16 protein-coding genes and 1 pseudogene are annotated in these 16,869 nt (G+C 56.6%); 3 read left to right on the top strand and 14 right to left on the bottom strand.

Features of this window, described 5'->3' with window-relative positions; translation table 11 throughout:
- Positions 1–44: 44 nt before the first annotated feature.
- Positions 45–797 (bottom strand): amino acid ABC transporter ATP-binding protein, encoded by a 753-nt coding sequence (locus G5B42_RS04920; RefSeq protein ID WP_181339342.1) that lies wholly within the window; start codon positions 795–797, stop codon positions 45–47.
- Positions 794–3,271, bottom strand: coding sequence for a hypothetical protein (locus tag G5B42_RS04925; protein WP_181339343.1), 2,478 nt, complete (start codon positions 3,269–3,271; stop codon positions 794–796). Before G5B42_RS04925 ends, G5B42_RS04920 begins: the two co-directional genes overlap by 4 nt.
- A gap of 156 nt (positions 3,272–3,427) precedes the next feature.
- Between G5B42_RS04925 and G5B42_RS04930 the strand changes: the two genes are divergently transcribed.
- Together G5B42_RS04930 and G5B42_RS04935 are read left to right on the top strand one after the other, a co-directional pair.
- Positions 3,428–3,910, top strand: a complete 483-nt coding sequence (locus G5B42_RS04930) for a DsrE/DsrF/DrsH-like family protein (RefSeq protein ID WP_181339344.1) — start codon at positions 3,428–3,430, stop codon at positions 3,908–3,910.
- A 163-nt stretch (positions 3,911–4,073) separates the two neighbouring features.
- Positions 4,074–5,330: an aminotransferase class I/II-fold pyridoxal phosphate-dependent enzyme gene (locus G5B42_RS04935; RefSeq protein WP_181339345.1), complete on the top strand. Its 1,257-nt coding sequence runs from the start codon at positions 4,074–4,076 to the stop codon at positions 5,328–5,330.
- 247 nt (positions 5,331–5,577) lie between these two features.
- On the opposite strand, the pseudogene G5B42_RS11810 reads toward G5B42_RS04935, so the two are convergent.
- Positions 5,578–5,793: pseudogene (locus tag G5B42_RS11810) on the bottom strand (small, acid-soluble spore protein, alpha/beta type); the annotation flags it as partial.
- Between the two features lie 169 nt (positions 5,794–5,962).
- Here G5B42_RS11810 and G5B42_RS04945 point away from each other — a divergent pair.
- Complete coding sequence (locus tag G5B42_RS04945; protein ID WP_181339347.1) at positions 5,963–7,372, top strand: aminotransferase class V-fold PLP-dependent enzyme; 1,410 nt, start codon at positions 5,963–5,965, stop codon at positions 7,370–7,372.
- A gap of 1 nt (position 7,373) precedes the next feature.
- On the opposite strand, the gene pgsA is transcribed toward G5B42_RS04945, so the two are convergent.
- The 11 genes from pgsA to G5B42_RS05000 form a co-directional block, all read right to left on the bottom strand.
- On the bottom strand, positions 7,374–7,895 hold the full coding sequence (gene pgsA / locus G5B42_RS04950; protein WP_181339348.1) for a CDP-diacylglycerol--glycerol-3-phosphate 3-phosphatidyltransferase: 522 nt from the start codon (positions 7,893–7,895) through the stop codon (positions 7,374–7,376).
- Between the two features lie 73 nt (positions 7,896–7,968).
- Positions 7,969–9,339 carry a 30S ribosomal protein S12 methylthiotransferase RimO gene (gene rimO / locus G5B42_RS04955; RefSeq protein ID WP_231133244.1) on the bottom strand — a complete coding sequence of 457 codons (1,371 nt, stop codon included), beginning with the start codon at positions 9,337–9,339 and terminating at the stop codon, positions 7,969–7,971.
- A gap of 74 nt (positions 9,340–9,413) precedes the next feature.
- On the bottom strand, positions 9,414–9,989 hold the full coding sequence (locus tag G5B42_RS04960; protein WP_331274046.1) for a lytic transglycosylase domain-containing protein: 576 nt from the start codon (positions 9,987–9,989) through the stop codon (positions 9,414–9,416).
- A 26-nt stretch (positions 9,990–10,015) separates the two neighbouring features.
- A complete protein-coding gene (coaE, locus tag G5B42_RS04965; protein ID WP_181339350.1) occupies positions 10,016–10,651 on the bottom strand; it encodes a dephospho-CoA kinase in 636 nt (211 codons plus the stop codon).
- A gap of 31 nt (positions 10,652–10,682) precedes the next feature.
- Positions 10,683–11,504, bottom strand: a complete 822-nt coding sequence (gene mutM / locus G5B42_RS04970; protein WP_181339351.1) for a bifunctional DNA-formamidopyrimidine glycosylase/DNA-(apurinic or apyrimidinic site) lyase — start codon at positions 11,502–11,504, stop codon at positions 10,683–10,685.
- Between the two features lies 1 nt (position 11,505).
- Positions 11,506–14,190: a DNA polymerase I gene (gene polA / locus G5B42_RS04975; protein ID WP_181339352.1), complete on the bottom strand. Its 2,685-nt coding sequence runs from the start codon at positions 14,188–14,190 to the stop codon at positions 11,506–11,508.
- Positions 14,159–15,160 carry a tRNA (adenosine(37)-N6)-threonylcarbamoyltransferase complex transferase subunit TsaD gene (locus G5B42_RS04980; protein ID WP_181339353.1) on the bottom strand — a complete coding sequence of 334 codons (1,002 nt, stop codon included), beginning with the start codon at positions 15,158–15,160 and terminating at the stop codon, positions 14,159–14,161. Before G5B42_RS04980 ends, polA begins: the two co-directional genes overlap by 32 nt.
- Complete coding sequence (nusB, locus tag G5B42_RS04985) at positions 15,157–15,603, bottom strand: transcription antitermination factor NusB (RefSeq protein WP_181339354.1); 447 nt, start codon at positions 15,601–15,603, stop codon at positions 15,157–15,159. Before nusB ends, G5B42_RS04980 begins: the two co-directional genes overlap by 4 nt.
- 17 nt (positions 15,604–15,620) lie before the next feature.
- Positions 15,621–15,860: a DUF2273 domain-containing protein gene (locus G5B42_RS04990; protein ID WP_181339355.1), complete on the bottom strand. Its 240-nt coding sequence runs from the start codon at positions 15,858–15,860 to the stop codon at positions 15,621–15,623.
- A gap of 14 nt (positions 15,861–15,874) precedes the next feature.
- Positions 15,875–16,408 (bottom strand): alkaline shock response membrane anchor protein AmaP, encoded by a 534-nt coding sequence (amaP, locus tag G5B42_RS04995; protein WP_181339356.1) that lies wholly within the window; start codon positions 16,406–16,408, stop codon positions 15,875–15,877.
- A 24-nt stretch (positions 16,409–16,432) separates the two neighbouring features.
- Positions 16,433–16,852, bottom strand: a complete 420-nt coding sequence (locus G5B42_RS05000; RefSeq protein WP_181339385.1) for an Asp23/Gls24 family envelope stress response protein — start codon at positions 16,850–16,852, stop codon at positions 16,433–16,435.
- Between the last annotated feature and the right edge of the window lie 17 nt (positions 16,853–16,869).

Here is a 16,869-nt window from a genome sequence, read left to right on the forward strand (position 1 = left end):
CCCCCGAAACAAAAATATTACTGGCATAGTATAACATGTTTTCGTCAAGTTTGTAAGAGCTTTTTATATTTTTTGGCAATCTCCGATTGGGGTGTCGAAAGAACCACATCAGGAGGCCCTTCTTCCACAATGATTCCGTGGTCCATAAAGATAATCCGGTCGGCCGCCCGGGAAGCAAAACCGACTTCGTGGGTGACCACCAGCATCGTGGTCTCCTTCTGCCGGACAAGCTCCTCCATGATCTCAATAACCTCACTGACCAGGATCGGGTCGAGGGCGGCGGTGGGTTCATCCCAGAGCATCAACTGGGGTTCTAAAGCCAAAGCACGGGCGATCCCAACCCGCTGCTGTTCCCCGCCGCTCAGTTCGGCCGGGAAATTCAATGCGCGTTCCTTTAAGCCAACCCGCGCCAGCGCCTGCATGGCCCGGTCTTCGGCCTCCGCTTTTTCCTGGCCGTAAATGCGCAGCGCAAAAGTGACGTTCTCCAGGACATTGAGCCGGCGGATCAGGTTGAATTGCTGAAAGACAAAACCAATCCGGCGGCGGAGCCCCGATAACTGCGCAAAAGGAAGACTCGTCACTTCAACCCCGTCGAAGATAATATGGCCGTCGTCCGGTTCAGTCAAACGGTTAATACACCGGACCAAAGTGGATTTTCCACACCCACTCGGTCCCATAATTATTATCGTCTCACCAGCAAAAATATTAAGATTTATTCCTTTTAAAACCGGACGCTTGCGGTAACTTTTTTTCAACCCCTGAATCTGTAATAATGGCTGTCGTGGGGGGGTGTTCATTTCATCACCATCTTCCGTCGGTTGAGTTTTTGCATCAGCCCGGGCCGTCCGGCCGGGATCACAATCTCCCGCATCACCGTGGTAAAATCAAACCCAAGGGCATAACCGGCAACCACTTCGTCCAGATTCAAACGGTGGAACTTCTCCGCCATCCGGTAAAAAAGGAGGCCAAAAAGGGCACCAACCAGTAAAAAATAACGGTTGGGGAAGTAAGGAACATTGGCCCCGGCCAGGTTGACCGTCGCCCACAGCCAGCCTCCGCCCAAGCCTGCCGCGTAGATCCTCGGGAAGAAGCGGCGGATCGCCGTTCCTTTACGCTGCTGTGCCCGCGCCTTCCCGGTTGCTTCCCGGTACGGAAAGAGCAGTTCCAAATGGTGTAATGCCGCCAGAATCGGGGCCTGATCCTGCAAAAAGATTAAAACCGCCAGAATCAACACGGTCAGGGCGGCGATGACCCCCCGGACTTCCCCCAAGAGCCGCGTAACCTCATTCCGGACATCCGGTTGGAGAATTCCCGCGGGCAATGACAGAATCCGGACCTCCTCCGAATCAAAGAAACTATTGACCAGGCGGGTCACTTCTTTCTGGTCATAGTCGGCATTCACAAAGAGTTCCACCTTTTCACCGGGCAGGGTTTCACCCCCTAAATAGCGGTCCAGAAGGGTAATCGTCTTGGCAATCTCCTCGTCCTTCAGTTTGGGGAGGGAAGACTTGATCTTTTCCAGTTCGCCAAGGATCAGCGGCACATTACCGGCCGAGAGCTCGGCAAAACCATTCTCCAAAGGCGACAGCCCCTGGCGTAAGGCTTCAAAATCAAAGGTGGCAAACTGCCGCAAACTCGCATCGGTAACCCCCGTCAACTCGGCTAAGGCGGCAAAACCGGTACTGCCCCCGCCCAAGACGTCGCCGACTTGGTCAAGCTGCCCGGCCAGCTTCGTCGTCTTCCTCTCCCAGTCGAGCAGGGTATGGACCAAGGGATTAAACCGGTTGATGAAATCATCCAGGGCCCGGGCTTTCTCCCGTAAGTTCTCAATCAAGGTTTGCAACTCCCGGTCCAGACGGCCCATCTTTTGCCCCAGATCCCCAAAGTAACCCAGATTCTGCGGGACAAAACCCAAACGTGTAATGGCATGGATCCCCTCCAACCCACGGAGGGCTTTATCCAGTTGGTTTTCCACCCAGCGGAGCCGGGCCAAATGGTCGGCCATATCCTGCAGCTCATGACTGACCCCTTCGAGTAACGAAGCGATCCTCTGGATCTTCGCCAGATCCGCATTGTCCGCCCCAAGACCATTAATGTTGTTCAACGCGGCCTGAATCGTCTCCGCCGCCGTGATCACTTGCCGTGCTTGTGCCGGCAACTCCTGAAAGGAGTTGAACTGGCTGAGGAAAGCAATGGCTTCGTCCAGGGCTTCCGCCAATTGCTGTTTGGGGCTGTTGATAATCACGTGGGCGACGATCGCCCCGGCTTTCTGGTCGTCACCCAAAAGCCGCGCCGATGCACTGGTAAAACCGGCCGAATCCCCCTGAATGATCAGCCCGGGGAGCGCCCCGTCTTCCTCTTCACCGGTGACCTTCACAATCACATCCTGGGCCCCGACCGTTTCTCCCGCGGCCAGGGGATGCTCCGCATCGTCAAAGAGAACCAAAAGGTCCCCCTGATTAAGCGTAACCCCTTGGGCGGGAATCACTTTGACCTGTCCGGCATAGGAGAGGAGGAACCGTTTCATCTCCGCCATGGTCAGGAGCAACGCTTCCTGGTCATCACTGCTCTTCCCGGAGGTGACGTTCCGAATCAGCGTCACGCCACCCTTGCCCGCCAATAACTCCGTTAGATTGCGTCCGACCTCAATCGGGTTGCCCACATGATAGCCGGCCGGAAACCCGATCTCCAACAGGCGGTAACTGGCCAAAAGCTCTTCCAGCGCCGCTTTGACCTCCTTCATCTTGGTAGCCTTCTCCAAAATAACCGCAATACTACCCCCGTCGCGAAAGGCAAAACGGACACCGGGAATCCGCTCGGCTTCACGGATATAAAGATCGGCCACACTGCCGGGGATGGCCGACATGGTTAACCGGGGTTCGGTCATGAGACTAAACCCGCCCGCGCCCGGAATATCACGAAAGTAGTTGTTCAGATTAGTGTAAACCGCTTTTTTCCGGTGCTGCGGCGCCAGCCCGACAAAAACAGCGGTCTTCCCGGCGACACTGACGCCCACTTTAACGGTGGACCCGGGGACACGCTCTTTAATGATCTCCTTCAGGCGGGCAACCGCCGTCTCTTTCAAGTCGCTGCGGACTTGAAACAAGAGATCATACTCCCCCTGATCCCCGATTAAACCGTCCACCGTGGCGGAGAAATACCGGTCGGTGACCAAACCGACCCCCGCCGCCACCAGGGACGCCAGGACCACACTGATGACAAACCAAATTAGGAGATCTTTAAAAAACCCTTCGCGGAAGATGCTTAACATAATATCTCCTCCATGTTTACGATTATAGCATATCTTCCGAAACGACGATAAAGGTAATTCTTGTTTTACCATGTATAAATAACAAATAAATGACAAATAACAAACAAATTGATCAATTTGCCGAATCATAATCAAATTGCAAAGGAGGTTGGACGGTTGCCGCAAAAAAAACCGGCGATCTGTATTATTTGCTTCAGTGGCGATCTGGATAAAGCCCTTTCGGCCTTGGCCATGGCTTGGACGGCCGCCGGGGAAGGGTTTACGGCCTACATTTTCTTCACCTTCTGGGGGCTCGCCCTCCTCCGGAAGGAACGGGGCCGGGCCCATAATCCCCTGGAACGCCTCTTTAAACTCCTTTTACCGGTCGGCCCGGATAAACTGGGCCTCTCCAAGATGAACTTCGGCGGCCTCGGCGCGCTTTTCATGAACAAACTGATCCGGCTGCGCCAAACTGAAACCGTCGGCCAATTGCTGGCCATGGCGATGGAACGCCAGGTCAATTTTATCGCCTGCCGCGGCACCATGGAGATGCTCGGGATCACCGAAGCGGAGTTAATCGACTACGACCACCTCTCGGTCGGCGACGTGACGACCTTTCTGCAACTGGCCCGGGAGGCCGAAATCCAATTGTTCATATAAGTCCGCTTCACTTTCTTTTCACCCTTGCTTCAAGCCAAAAAATGGAGTAAGATTAATGATGTTCATATTTTCCTTTTACAAGATTTTTTTCTTTTTTTTTGCCTTTGATGACAGTATTTACTCCGTCGGACCGTAACGGCATAAGCCTAAGGAGGGGATTAAGGTGAAATACCAAGGAAAAAACCTCAGTGATTTTCTGGAACTGCCCGACCGGGACATCTTCGCCAAAACTAGGCCCTTTTATGAGTTTACGGAAGAGTTGATCAACAATGAATATCACCACTGGTCACGGATCCTAACAAGTCCATCCGAACACCGGGTCAAAATCCTTGACCGTTACACCAATGAGGAACGGGAAATGATCATGATGGCCTCCAACAACTATCTGGGCCTCACCACCCACCCGGCCGTGGTTGAAGGGGCACGGAAAGCCCTGGAAAAATACGGGGCGGGCGCGGGCAGCGTCCCTTTGCTCGGCGGTTACCTTGAACTTCATAAAGAACTCGAATATAAACTGGCCAAGATGAAAGGCTGCGAAGACGCGGTTGTCTTTTCCTCCGGTTATGCCTCCAATGTCGGCTGTGTCTCCGCCCTCGTCCGCAAGAACGACGTGGCGATCAACGACCGCTTAAACCACGCCAGTATCATCGACGGGTGCAGCCTGTCGGGCGGGACCCTCCGCACTTTTAAACATAATGACCTGGACAGCCTGGAGAAGGTTTTGCAATCTTCGGAAAAACAGGGTTACAACGGGAAACTGATCATCGTGGACGGCGTATTCAGTATGGACGGGGACATCACTAATCTACCGGGAATTAAGGCTCTGGCCGACCGTTACCATGCGCGGATCATGATCGACGAAGCCCATGCCACCGGGGTAATCGGTCCGAACGGGCGGGGCACCCCCGAACACTTCAAGATGGAAGGCCAGATTGATCTGGTGGCGGGCACCCTGAGTAAGGCCCTGGCCGGGGTGGGCGGTTTTGTGGCCTCCTCCAAAGAAGTCGTCAATTACTTGCGTTTTTACGCCCGGTCGCACATGTTCTCCACGGCGCTGCCCCCCGCCACCGTGGGGGCGCTGATCGCCGGGATCGACGTCATTCAGAACGAACCGCAGCTGCGCAAGCGCTTATGGTCCAATATTGAGTACATGACCTCCAACCTGAAGCGGATGGGGTTTAACCTGGGCAATGCGGAAACGGCAATTATCCCCATCATCATCGGGGATGAGGATATCCTGAAGAAAGTCAGCCGGGAAGTGCACCAGGCCGGGATCTTCGTCAACTCCGTCTATTATCCGGCCGTCCCTAAAAAACTCTCCCGTCTACGCCTCTCTTTAATGGCCACCCACACCCAGGAGGATCTGGACGACACCCTGGCCGTCCTCGAGCGGGTCGGCAAAAAATACGGTTTGATCTAAAGACCCAAAACATAAAGAAAGAGACAGTCCGGCGGACTGTCTCTTTTCGTTTGTCTTGACTATGTTCCTGAGGCGGGCTTTTTCGCTGACGGGCGCAATCCCCCGCGTTTGGATTGCCAACGAAAAAGCTTTAATAGTGTTGATTAAGCGTGTTCAGATTTAAGTTCGGATTAGTCGTGTTCTGATCGTTTGCATTGGACTGGGCAGCCAATCCGGAGCGGAACCCGGCCTGGACGTTGGCCACCGCCTGTTGGGAAAGGGTTCTTTCCGCCGCTTCAATCATCCTCTTCACCATATGACCCCCGATCGCACCGCAGTCACGGGCGGTCATATACCCCCAATAGTCGCCCTGGATCGGAGAAGTGTCGATGTTTAATTCCTTGGAGATCTCGTACTTCATCTGATCCAAAGCCTTTTTCGCCTGGGCGTACACAAGGGTATTACGTTTTTGACCAGCAGCCACTTTCTGAACCTCCTTTCTGAATGGTCTATTTGTAATCTGCCCAGCTAAACAGGGGGTTAAACGGCATTTTCGCTGGAAAATACGGCGGAAGCTCCCGCTCTTGGTAACCCTTCACAACCCTTCTCCCTTAGGCATAGTATATTTTGAAAAAAGGCGGGGAGGCCACACGATGGAAAAAAATTGGCATGAGCAAATACGCGCCGAGATCCTCGGACTCGACACCATTGTCCCTTTGAGTGATGGAACAAAGCGGCCCTATATCAATCTGGATAATGCGGCAACCACACCGCCGCTCACCGCCGTCGTGCAGGCCGTCCAATCCTTTTTACCCTGGTATTCCAGTGTCCACCGGGGCTTTGGCTACAAATCGCAACTCTCCACCGAAGTCTATATGGAAGCGCGCCGGATCATCCTGGATTTTTTTGGCGCCCCGGCCGATCAGTACATCGCCCTTTTTGTCAAGAACACCAGCGACGGACTGAACAAACTTTCCCAGCGACTACCCCTGGACAATGCGGAAGTCCTCACTACTTGGATGGAACATCATTCCAACGATCTGCCCTGGCGGTTACGAAAACAGGCCCAGTTTATCCAGCTCACCAAAGACGGCTGCCTTGATCTGGCCGACCTCGAAAGGAAGCTGAAAAAATCGCGCCGTCCGGTCAAACTGGTCACCGTCTGCGGCGCTTCCAACGTCACCGGCATCATCAACCCGATCCAAACCATCGCCGAACTTGCCCAGCATTATGGGGCCCAACTGTCCGTCGACGCCGCCCAACTGGCCCCCCATTACCCCATCCGGTTACAGGCGGGACCAGCCCAGATCACTTATTTAACGCTCTCCGGGCACAAAATGTATGCCCCCTTTGGTTCCGGCATCCTCCTGGGGCCGCTCTCCGCTTTCCGTAACGGCATCCCGGACCAGGTCGGGGGCGGTACCGTAATTGCTGTTTCCCGGGAACAAGTTGTTTTTGCCCCACCGCCCGACCGGGATGAAGCGGGGACCCCAAATCTCATCGGGGCGCTCGCCCTCGCCGTCAGCCTGCGCTGGCTGGCCCGGAATAATTTCCCGCGGCTGGTCGCCCACGAGGCGGAACTGACCAGATACGCCTACAACCAGCTCAAAACGGTGCCCGGTTTGACGCTTTACGGGCCGCCGCCGGAGCGTTACCCCCGGGTGGGCGTGATCTCCTTCAACCTGGAGGGCATTCCCCACGGTTTAGTCGCCGCTTACCTGGCCTTTGAGGCCGGCATCGGCGTCCGGCACGGCTGTTTCTGCGCCCGTCCCTATGTTCATCATCTTTTAGGGTTAACCGAAGCCGAGATTATTTCCGCGGAAAATTTAGCAAAGGCGGGGAAAAAATGCCTCCTCCCGGGGATGGTCCGGGTCAGTTTCGGCTTTTACAACACCAAAACCGAGATTGATCTCCTGGTTGACGCCTTAAAAACCCTCCGCACCGAGGAGGAAAAAATAAAATACCGGTACCGGATTGATCCGGCGACCGGCGAATATCTGCCCCAGGTCGGCAATTTCAAAGCCGCTCTCTTGCGGCATACCAAAACCTTTTTCAATCTTTAGGTTATTTTTGGGGCGGCAAAAACGCCCTTTTCCATTTCCAGAGATAATCAAGGCCCGAAAAAGCGGTGAAGAAGACCGCAATATAGAGTACGATCTGCGCCCCGGGCACCGAAAGAATGATCATCGTAATGGCAATGATTTGGGAAAAAGTCTTAATCTTGCCCCAAAGCCCCGCCGCCACCGACAGTCCTTTCTTCTGCGCCTTGGCACGCAGGACGGTGATTAAGATCTCCCGGGCGAGGATGACCGCCACGACCCAACCGCTAACCTTGTCCAACATAAAGAGACTGTACAGGGCACCGCCGATCAGGATTTTATCGGCAATGGGGTCAAACGACTTTCCAAAAGCAGTGGACTCGTTGCGGCGACGGGCCACATAACCGTCCAGACCATCGGTCAACGCGGCCAAAATAAAGATCGTGGCTGCATAGATCTCCTTATGTTCCATCGGGAAAAAAAGAAAAAATAAACAGACCGGTGTCAAAATAATCCTGGAAAGGGTTAAGTAATCTGCTATTCTCATCTGTTATCACCACGATTTCAGTAGTCCCGGATTGGCACAATGTTCGAGTTCGACATCGGATCGGGGATATCCTTTAGCCGTTCGTTTTTATTTTACCGCTGAGTTCATAGGGGCCCGCCGCTTCAATTTGAACCTGGACGAAAGTACCGGGAGCGAGCCGGTTCCTTTGGTCTGCGGTTACCTGGACCTGCACCACCCCGTCAATCCCCGGGGCTTCCCGGTAAGACCGGCCTTCCCACCACCCCGGCGCCTTCTCCTTTTCCAGTAAAACCCGCAGTTCGCGGCCGATCAACGCCCGGTTTTTGGCGGCGGAATGGTTTTGCTGCTGTTCCAAAACCAGACGGGCCCGGCGTTTTTTAGTGGCGTGGTGGACTTGCCCCGGTAACCGCGCGGCGGCGGTTCCCTCCTCCCGGTAATAGGGAAAGACCCCCACCCAATCCAGGCGCACCTCGGCCAAAAAAGCCAAGAGCTGCGCAAAGTCCTCCTCCGTTTCCCCCGGGTAACCCACGATAAAAGTGGAGCGGATCGCCACCTCCGGAAGGTACTGGCGCACCCGACCGATTAACGCCCGGATTTCCCCTTCCGTACCCCGGCGGCCCATCCGTTTGAGCACGGCGGAGCTCACGTGCTGTAAAGGAATGTCCAGATAGTGGCAGATATGCCTGGAGTCCCGGATCGTCCGCAAAAGCTCCTCATTGATCAACGACGGATAGGTGTAGAAAAGACGGATCCAAAAATCGCCTTCCAGCTTGTCCAGGCGAGAGAGGAGAGAACTAAGGTTAAACGCCCCGTCGAAGTCGGTACCGTAAGCCGTCGTATCCTGCGCCACCAGGTTGATCTCCTTCACACCCCGCGCCAGCAGGTTCTCGACTTCCGCGATGATGCTCTCCGGTTTCCGGCTGCGGTACTCCCCCTTGAGCTTGGGAATGATACAGTACAGGCAGTGGTGATTACAACCCTCGGCAATCTTCACATACGCATAATGGGGCGGGGTCGTCAACGGCCGGTCGGCAAGGGAGGGCGGCAGCCAGCCCGCCGGGGCGTCCGCAACCAACCGGGCCGCACCCTTTTTTTCCAAAGCTGCCGTCAAGAGCTCCGGCAACCGGGCATACTCGCCGGTCCCGACCCAAAGATCCACTTCCGGCAGGGCTTTCACCAGTTCCTGCCGGTACCTTTGGGGAAGACAACCGGCCACCACCAACAAGCGGCAGTTTTTCTGCTTGTAGGCGGCAAATTCCAAGATCGTATCGATCGACTCTTGCGTCGCCGACTCAATAAATGAACAGGTGTTAATCACCAGGACGTCGGCTTCCTCCGGATTTGCCGTCCTGGCGAACCCGGCTTCTTCCGATAAGCCGATCATGTATTCGGTATCAACCTGGTTTTTCGGGCAACCCAGGGAAATCCAGCCAATCTTCATTCCTGCCATTTCCTGCTTGTCCATCCTTTCGTCATACCAACACTCATCATTCGCTGAGTAAATTGCTATTTGCACCGCCGGCCGGCAATCTGTTTCGTTCAGGCCCGGTGATTGTACAAATACCGGTACACGCAGTAGGTTCGCATGATCTTCGCCACGTAGCGCCTGGTCTCCAGATAAGGGATGCTGTGCAGATCATTGACCCGGCCGCTCCAGGCCCCGGAAGCAAGCCAGGCTTTGACCTTCTCGCCGCCCGCGTTATAGGCGGCCAGAGCTAAAACCCGGTCCCCGTTGAACTCCCGGAACAGGTAACTCAAATACCAGACCCCAATTGGGATGTTAACCTCCGGGCGGTCCAGATCCTCCTCCTGTAAATCAAGGCCCTTTTGGGCGCTGACCCAAGCGGCCGTCTCCGGCATGATCTGCATCAACCCGCGGGCTCCCTTTGTCGACCGGGCTTTCGGGTTAAACTTGCTTTCCACATAGATCAAGGCGGCCACCAGTTGGGGATCGACTCCGGCGTATTCGGCCCGCCGCTCAATCTCCTCCCGGAACGGAAATGGGAACACCAGGCGCCCAACCGGCTTATGGAGCACCCCGCCCAAAAGCACCAGGAGCAAAAGCAGAAAGAGCTTAAGATGGCGTTTTCTGATTACGAAAAAAATAACCTTCACCACCCGACTTAAAACCTTAGTCCATCCTATGCGTCCGCCGAAGAAATATGCGCCTGTTTCCGCGCCGCGAAGATCGCTTTCACTTTCTCCTTTAATTCCGTTTCATTGCCGTCATTATAGACCACCACATCGGCGCGGGCAATCTTCATCTCAAGCGGCATTTGCACCCCAATCCGCCGCCGGGCTTCTTCCTCCCCCAGTCCGTCCCGGGTTTGCACCCGCGCCAGTTGCACCGCCGGGGAAGCCGCCACCACCCAAATCTCATCAAAACCGATCTCCGCCTTCGCCGCCAAACCCGCTTCAAAAAGGAGCGGTACCTCGACGACCACATCCTTCCCCGCCTGCTTTAACCTGTCCACTTCCGCCTTGATCCGGGCAATGATCGCCGGGTGCGTCAGGTCGTTTAAACGCCCCCGCTTTTCCGGGTCCCGGAAAACGATCCGTCCCAACGCCCGCCGGTCGATCTGGCCGGCCGCGTCCAGAATCTCCGGTCCGAAAAACTCCTTTACTCTTTCGTACACTGCGGTTCCCGGCTCCAGCAGCTGATGACCGATTTGGTCCGCACTGATCACGGTCAGCCCCAGTTCCTGTAAAATCCGCGCCACGGTGGTTTTGCCAGTCCCCAGCCCTCCGGTCAGGCCAATCACGAAACCCGTTGCCATCGTTTTCCTTTCCCCCTTGGGGTCTTTTCTCCTATCTTTGGCAGGTGGAACAGTAATGGGTCCCCCGGCCGGCGACCCGGGCATAGACCAACTGGGCGCCGCAGTTCACGCAGGGTTCTTTTTTCCGGCCGTAAACCTTTAAATAATTCTGGAATTCACCGGCCTTGCCCCGCCCGTCCACATAATCCCGCTGGGACGTCCCCCGGTGGGCCAGCGAGGCGTTTAAAATCCGCACCATGGAATCGTAAATCTTTTCCCATTCGGCCCTGGTTACCTCCCGGGCCGGACGGAGGGGAGAGACCCCCGCCGCGAACAAAACCTCATCGGCGTAGATATTGCCCAACCCGGCCAGGACCTGCTGGTCCAGGAGGAGCCCCTTGACCGGCCCCGAACGCCGGGCCGCCGCCTTTGCCAAAACAGCCAAAAGCTCTTCCTTCTCCGTCGTTAACGGCTCCAAACCGAGCGCGGTGAGACCGGCCGGTGGGGCCGCCGGGGGAAACAACACGGCGGTGCCGAATTTACGCGGGTCAACAAAATGAAGGCTCTTCCCGTCCTGTAGCTTCATGACCAACGTGGTATGTTTCGCCAGCGGCGCCGTTCCGCTTTGCCAGACCAAACGCCCGGCCATCCGGAGATGGAACGCCAGGCACTGCCCACTGTCCAGCTGGAACAGAAGGTACTTCCCCCGCCGCGCCAGGCCGGTGATCCGCTTTCCGGTGAGCGCCGTCTCAAACTCCGCCGGAGCGGGCTTGACCGCCTTCGCCAGAAAAACCTGGACCTTGTCGATCACCGCCCCCTGCACCAGCGGTAGCAAAGACCGGCGAATGGTTTCGACTTCTGGTAATTCGGGCATCCTATAAATCCCCCCAATTATCGCCACTCTTCATCTCAACAACCAACGGGACCCGCAAATCAAAGGCCCTTTCCATCTCCTCGCGCAAAACCTTCTCCGTCTCCGGCAGGGCGGCCCGCTCCACCTCAAGGAGCAACTCGTCATGGACCTGCAACAGCATGGTCGCGGGGAGTTTTTCGCGGCGCAGCCGCGCGTCCACCCGCACCATCGCCAGTTTTATCAGATCGGCGGCCGAGCCCTGGATCGGCGTATTCCGCGCCATCCGTTCGGCAAAGGAACGCCGCTGGAAATTGCGGGCTTTGAGATCGGGCAAATACCGCCGGCGGTTCATAATTGTGCTCACATAACCCGTTTCCCGGGCGGCGGCGATCGACTCTTCCAAATAGGATTTTACCCCCTGGTACCGGGCAAAATAGGCATTGATGAAGGCTTCCGCTTCTTTACGGGAGACCCCGACCCCTTTCGCCAGGCCGAACCCGCTGATGCCGTAGATAATTCCGAAGTTGACCGCCTTGGCCTGGTCCCGCAATTCGGGACTCACCTGGTCGGGCGGGACGTTAAAGATCTCCGCCGCCGTCCGCCGGTGGATATCCTCTTCGCTCCGGTAAGCCGCCAGCAGCTTCTCATCGGCGGCAAAATGGGCCAGTATCCGCAGTTCTATCTGGGAGTAATCGGCCGAAAGAAAAACCGTGTCGGCGCTGCGCGGTATAAAACAACGGCGGATCTCCCGCCCTTCGGGCGTGCGGACCGGGATGTTCTGGAGATTCGGATCGGTACTGCTCAACCGCCCGGTGGCGGTCACCGCCTGGTTAAACGTCGTATGGATCAGGTAACCGGGGGGCTGGGCCAGCCCGAGGAGGGCTTCCACATAGGTGGAGTTCAACTTCACCAAACCGCGGTAGGCCAGCACCTTCTCGACGAGCGGATGTTTGTCGACCAGTTCCTCCAGGACTTCCGCATCCGTTGAATAACCGGTCTTGGTCCGCTTCCCCGCCGGCAGGCCCAGCCGTTCAAAAAGAATCACCCCCAGCTGTTTTGGCGAAGAGATGTTAAACTCTTCCCCCGCCAACCGGTAAATCTCGGTTTCCAGCTCTTTAATCCAACGGGCATAATTGGCTTTCAGGGTAGCCAGCTGCTCCGGGGAGACCTTCACCCCCGCTTTTTCCATGGCAAACAAGATCCGGACCAGCGGCATCTCCACCTCGTAAAATAACTCCTCGACCCCGGCCTGTCCAATCTCCGCCCGCAAAACCGGATGGAGTTTGAGGAGGGCCGCCGTCCGGCTCGTCCCGGCACCGGCCAAAGCATCCTCCGCCCAGTCGGTGGGCAGATTAAGGATCTCCCGCTTCTTCCCCTTGGCATCCTGTAAGGGCGGAAGCTCGACCCCGAGTAAAGTCTGGGCCGTGTTCTCCAGGGTCAATTGCCACCGGCCCCCGCTGACCAGATAGGCGGCGATCAAAGCATCAAAGGCCAGGCCATCCCAGGCGTACCCGTAATGGTCCGCCAGGACCATCTGGGTCTTGCCGTCGAAGGCCAGTTTCTGGGCCTCCGGATCGGCCAGCCACCGGACCAACGGCTCCGGCCAGGATGGCGCCCCACTGCCCAGGGGTAGATAGCCGTGCTGATCACCGGCTTTCGAAAAAGCAACCCCCAGGACTTCCCCCCGCTGCCAGGAGGCTTCCGCCGCCAAAAACTGGAGGGCTACCGGCTCCCGGTCGCTGCCTTCGAAAAAGGCCGGCAGGTCGTCACCGGCCAGCAGGCGGGCTTCCGGCATTAAGACCGGCCCCACCTTAACCTCCGCGGTATTCGCCGGGGCTTTGGCTTCTTGGCCCGCCACGCGGACCAGGAGGCTTCGAAACTCCAGCTTGCGGAAGAAGTCCGCCAGGCGCGGCGCGTCAAAGTGAAACCGGCAACCCGCCGGTGCCAGCGGCAGCGGTACGTCCCGTTTGATCGTCACCAGTTCACGCCAGCGTTGCGCCTCGGCCCGGTGGTCGACCAGCAGTTTGCGCAGCCGTTCATTTTCAATCTTCTCCGGGCTAGCGAGCAGCGCGTCCAGGCTGCCGAAGTCGTTCAGCAGTTTAACCGCGGTTTTCTCCCCAATCCCGGGGATCCCGGGAATATTATCGGACGGGTCCCCTTTCAACGCCTTAAAATCCGCCCACTGCCGCGGCGTTAACCCGTATTTCTTCTGCAGATAATCGGGGGTGGCGCGCACCAGATCGGTGATCCCGCGCCGGGTGTAATAAACACAGACCCCGTCGTCGATCAACTGGAAGGCATCCTGGTCCCCGGTGACAATGCAGACCGGAATCCCGGCTTCCCGGGCGGCCCGGGCCATCGTCCCGATCACATCGTCGGCCTCGTACCCGTCGACCCCGAGCACCACCGCCCCCATACTCTCGTAAAACTCTTTGATATATGGAAACTGGGCCAGCAGGTCCGCATCCAGCTCTTTCCGGGTCCCTTTATATTCGGCATAGACCTCGTGCCGGAAAGTCTTGCCCAGATCCTCGGCCACCACCAGGTAGGCGGGTTGTTCATCCTCCAGCAGACGGAGGATCATTGTCGCCACCCCGTACACCGCGCTGGTGGGCAGTCCATCCTTCGTCCGCAGGTTGGTGTCCTTCAAGGCATGGTAGGCGCGGTGCGCCAAACTATGGCTGTCGATGATCAACATCTTCTCCATGTTCTGTTCCTCCCTTCGCGGCCGCCGACGTAAAGTAATCGCGGGCCAGCAAAGCCAAGCCCACCGCATTGTCCGCCGATAACTCGGTTTTACCGAAATACACCCGGACCCCCTGGTCCCAGCGGGCCACCCGCGCCGTAAGCTCCCGGCGCAGGTAGGTATTGCTGGCCACCCCGCCGAACAACAATACTTCCCGGCCGCCCGGTTCACCGGTGGCCACGCCGGCCTGCACCAGGCGGAAGACCGATTCGACCAGACAGTCCAGGACCGCCCGCGCCAGATCGGCGGGGGCCGGTTTTTGCGCCCACAAGCGTAAGGCGGCCGAAGTCGGCCCGGAAAAACTGACCGTCAAACCCTGGACGGCCACCGGCAATTTCAAAGTGGCTTGTCCCCCCTGCGCCAACGCTTCCAAATGGGGGCCGGCCGGAAAAGGCAAGCCCATCGCCACGCCGATCCGGTCGATCATCTGTCCCGCGTGCAAGTCGGAGGTCCCGCCCAACAGCTTGACGGCAAAACCGCCGGTCTTCCTCTGGACGGCCAGCAGTTCCGTGGTTCCTCCCGACAGATGCAGCCCGAGAAAGGCGTCACTTGCCAGCCCGGCGCCCTCCAGCGCCGCCCGGATGTGTCCTTCCTGATGCGAAGAGGCCAGGAGCGGGACACCGGCCGTGGCGGCAATCACCCGGGCAAAATTGGCCCCTGCCAGAAAGACCGGCAAATAGGATCCGTCCACCGGCCGCGGGCGGGCCGCGTACGCCACCCCCTTCAGGGGCCGGAAAGCCGCCGCCTCTTCAACCAAAGCCGGGAGGTTCTTTAAATGTTGGAAAAGGGCTTCCGATTGTCGAAGCCCTTTTGCCCCCTTTTCCACCGTTAAGACCCGGCGCTGGTCTTGAAGGATGCGCCCCGCCGCATCAGTTAACGCCAGTGAAGTTGTATAACAACTGGTATCCAAACCTAGATAGTAACTACTCACTCATCGGTTCCCCCGTCCACCTCAGCGGTAACGTTCACCATTTTCCGGATGGCACGGATGACGGTTCCCAAAACCCCGTTCACAAACTTCCCGGAATCCTCGTCTCCGTACTTTTTCGCAATTTCGACCGCCTCATTCACCGTTACTTCCACCGGAATATCACTCCGGTATAACAGTTCATAGACCGCCAAGCGTAGAATGTTCCGGTCGGTGCTGGCCATGCGGACCAGCGGCCAGTCTTGCGAATAATGCCGCAAAATGTTGTCAATCTCTTCCCGTTTCGCGATGGCGTCGGCCACAATCTCCTGAAGAAAGGCGACGGCATCGGGGGAAAGTTCATGCTCGGTGAGCAGCCACCGGACGGCATCCGGCCAGGGTATCCGACCCATATCATGCTGGAATAAAGCTAAGAATGCTAGTTCGCGTGCCAAGCGTCTACCCATCTGTTCTCAACCTCAAGTTAATAAATTCGCCGTTTTTGGAAGAGCCCTCTCAGTTTTGGCAGTTTCAACTCATCGCCGCGGTCGAATCTTTTCCCCAACGTGTACCCGACCAAAACACAAAAGGCAAAGGACAAGGCCTTGATCCACCCCAGACAAAGGACCAAAATACCGGTCACAATCCCCAAAGCCGAGGAAAAGATCCGGCCTTTATATGTTAAGAACAACTGTAAAAGCTGGTTGTTATCCTTCTCGGTCATTGTTCCTCCCCTCCTTATTCCACCCGCGCCCGCGGTTCCGACGTGACTTTGGTCACGGTTACTTCCGCGTTGTTCACCGGAATCCCGAGCGTGGCATGGATATACTCCCGCAGTTCTTCCCGGATTTCGTAGATTAACTGCGGAATATTGATATCAGGGGAACTGACAATCTCCACTTGAAAGCTGAGCCGTTCATTTTCGGTAATGGCGCGGATTTCCGCTTCCTTCACCCCTTTGATCTTTTTCACGGCCCGGAGGGCTAAGGCCTCCACGGCCGGTGAAGAGACGCGGATCTCACCGAGCTCCGTCTCGTGGATGATCGTCTTGAGTTCCTTCTTGGTATGCAACCCGGCCATCCACAACAGGATAAAGAAGATAAAGAAGAAGAGAAACGCAAGGAGATTAAAGACCTTACCTTCTTCAGCGGGGGTCAACATCCCGAGCACCCGAAACACGTCTTCCCCTAGCAACAGGCCGAAGAAGAAGATGGAGAGGACCAGCATCACTAAGGAACTGACGATAATGACCAAACGGTAGGATATTTTCATCCGTTCTTTCCTCCTTGCCCCCGATTATTTTACCCGTTTTTCCTCCGGCACGGGCTCTTCCTGTCGAAATTCAACCCCCTGGATGTGGACATTAACCTCGACCACCGTGAGTCCGGTCATGCTCTCAATGGCCCGTTTCACGTTCTCCTGGACGGCGACGGCCACCTCCGGAATTTTCGTTCCGTATTCGACAATGATCGAGAGATCAATCGCCGCTTCTTTCTCACCGACTTCGACCCGGACCCCTTTGGAAAGATTTTTCTTCTTCAAAAGCTCGGTTATGCCGTCCACCATCCCGCCGCTCATCCCGTAAACGCCTTTCACTTCCATCGCCGCCAGCCCGGCGATCACGCCCACCACTTCATTGGCGATCCGAATCGAACCGTTTTTTTCGTCCCACTCGTGTTCAGGATTAAAATCTCTGGCCACTCCTGCCACCTCCATCACGAAATTGTTTTCAC

This window comes from Capillibacterium thermochitinicola (assembly GCF_013664685.1).
GTDB lineage: Bacteria > Bacillota > UBA4882 > UBA10575 > UBA10575 > Capillibacterium > Capillibacterium thermochitinicola.

Excerpts from the sequence above, each read along its gene's own strand:
- G5B42_RS04920 (WP_181339342.1), bottom strand. The coding sequence starts at position 797 with ATGAACACCCCCCCACGACAGCCATTATTACAGATTCAGGGGTTGAAA.
- G5B42_RS04925 (WP_181339343.1), bottom strand. The coding sequence starts at position 3,271 with ATGTTAAGCATCTTCCGCGAAGGGTTTTTTAAAGATCTCCTAATTTGG.
- G5B42_RS04945 (WP_181339347.1), top strand. The coding sequence starts at position 5,963 with ATGGAAAAAAATTGGCATGAGCAAATACGCGCCGAGATCCTCGGACTC.
- pgsA (WP_181339348.1), bottom strand. The coding sequence starts at position 7,895 with ATGAGAATAGCAGATTACTTAACCCTTTCCAGGATTATTTTGACACCG.
- rimO (WP_231133244.1), bottom strand. The coding sequence starts at position 9,339 with ATGGACAAGCAGGAAATGGCAGGAATGAAGATTGGCTGGATTTCCCTG.
- coaE (WP_181339350.1), bottom strand. The coding sequence starts at position 10,651 with ATGGCAACGGGTTTCGTGATTGGCCTGACCGGAGGGCTGGGGACTGGC.
- mutM (WP_181339351.1), bottom strand. The coding sequence starts at position 11,504 with ATGCCCGAATTACCAGAAGTCGAAACCATTCGCCGGTCTTTGCTACCG.
- polA (WP_181339352.1), bottom strand. The coding sequence starts at position 14,190 with ATGGAGAAGATGTTGATCATCGACAGCCATAGTTTGGCGCACCGCGCC.
- nusB (WP_181339354.1), bottom strand. The coding sequence starts at position 15,603 with ATGGGTAGACGCTTGGCACGCGAACTAGCATTCTTAGCTTTATTCCAG.
- G5B42_RS04990 (WP_181339355.1), bottom strand. The coding sequence starts at position 15,860 with ATGACCGAGAAGGATAACAACCAGCTTTTACAGTTGTTCTTAACATAT.
- amaP (WP_181339356.1), bottom strand. The coding sequence starts at position 16,408 with ATGAAAATATCCTACCGTTTGGTCATTATCGTCAGTTCCTTAGTGATG.
- G5B42_RS05000 (WP_181339385.1), bottom strand. The coding sequence starts at position 16,852 with ATGGAGGTGGCAGGAGTGGCCAGAGATTTTAATCCTGAACACGAGTGG.